This is a genomic window from Synechococcus sp. R8-2 (assembly GCF_047461715.1).
Lineage (GTDB): Bacteria > Cyanobacteriota > Cyanobacteriia > Thermostichales > Thermostichaceae > Thermostichus.
Genome location: NZ_JANSHQ010000298.1, coordinates 1 through 1,239, shown reverse-complemented (window position 1 = coordinate 1,239; position 1,239 = coordinate 1). Strand labels below are relative to the sequence as shown.

Below are 1,239 nucleotides of genomic sequence, written 5' to 3'. Positions count from 1 at the left end.
ATTGACTAGAGTCATGCTCTTTTCTGCGCGCCTCTACATCATCACCAAAAACGGCAGGGGATCGCTGGGCCCTGCCGGCGAGATCAGCTCAATGCGCTTTTCGCCAGGGTAGGTGCTGGGATCGATCTCGAAGGTAACCGTCAGGTGCTCGGCACTGGCCTGCACCGGTTCCTTAGAGCGTCCCAAGGGATCCCCAAAGCTGACTCGGATCCCTTTACCCGCCGGGCTGACTCGGATTTCCGTCACCTGATCCAGATGGGATCCCTCTAGGGTACAGACGATTACATCCCCGACAAAGGCCTCCAGAGGCCAGCCCCGCCGCACCACCGGTTTGGACATGGTTGTCGCTCCCACAGGCTTCTGCATCTCAGTTTAATTTTTCATTTTCCCCTCCCTGCTCCAGCCCAAAACGGCTTTGGTGGCAGAGAGGCTCTCCCCCCTTGGGCCGGATCTCCTGCCACCCCTGTAGAGAAGAGGGAGTTGGGGAAAGGGCAACGGCAGGCGCTCGCAGCAACACCTGGCGGTCTGGGCCCACGCTCACCAAGCGGGGCATCTCTCCAAGGCTATCGGCCACCGCAAACAGCACCCGCTCTCGCGCCTGGGGATCCCAGCCCAGCAGCTGCGCATACCCCAGCGCCGGCGGCGGATCCCAGATTTGCACCGGTGGGATCCCTGTCGAGTCAGTGGGCAAAGGCCAGACCACCGCCCGATCCCAGCTCAAATCGGTCTGGAACCAGCCTTCGTACTCCCGCGCCAGCAAAGTGTTCCCCTGCCAGGCTAGAGGCAGGATCATGGCAAAATCCAATGTCTCAACGGGGTCGTACACCGACCCTGAGGCTTGATAGATAACCTGCAAGGCCCGAGTACGGGTGTTCTCGGCAAACAACACACTGGTCAACCGACCAGCCTGAGGCGTGGCCACCAAATCTAGCCGTGTGTACACCTGCCACTGGGGATCCGGCGCCGGCAAGGGATCGCTGCGCAACAGGCCAACCAATGTGCATTGCCGCTGCCGGGCTTGCTCCTGCAAGTCGTACACCCATTCCCAAGGGATGGGCAAAGTAGGGGGAGAGGAGACTCCAGGAGCAGCCGGCGCCATGTCCCTCGCCCAGGCAGCGCTCCCCTCCGCCCAGCCGATCCAAACAGCCACAAGGGCTCTCCCCAGTTGCCACAGCCAGTTTTGCCTGAGCCAGCCCCCCATCTGCCTCACCTTCCGTCGTGACATACTCCCGCACTCAT

At 61.7% G+C, this 1,239-nt stretch carries 2 protein-coding genes; both read right to left on the bottom strand.

What is annotated here, in order from left to right; all coding sequences use genetic code 11:
• Positions 1-33 precede the first annotated feature (33 nt).
• Positions 34-339: a hypothetical protein gene (locus NW819_RS07810; protein ID WP_414413414.1), complete on the bottom strand. Its 306-nt coding sequence runs from the start codon at positions 337-339 to the stop codon at positions 34-36.
• 28 nt (positions 340-367) lie between these two features.
• Positions 368-1,239, bottom strand: an 872-nt coding sequence (locus NW819_RS07805; protein WP_414413413.1) for a hypothetical protein, incomplete at its 5' end; no start/stop codon positions are given.

What these genes read in the sequence shown, in the direction of transcription:
- NW819_RS07810 (WP_414413414.1), bottom strand. Translation starts at nt 339, where the DNA reads ATGTCCAAACCGGTGGTGCGGCGGGGCTGGCCTCTGGAGGCCTTTGTC.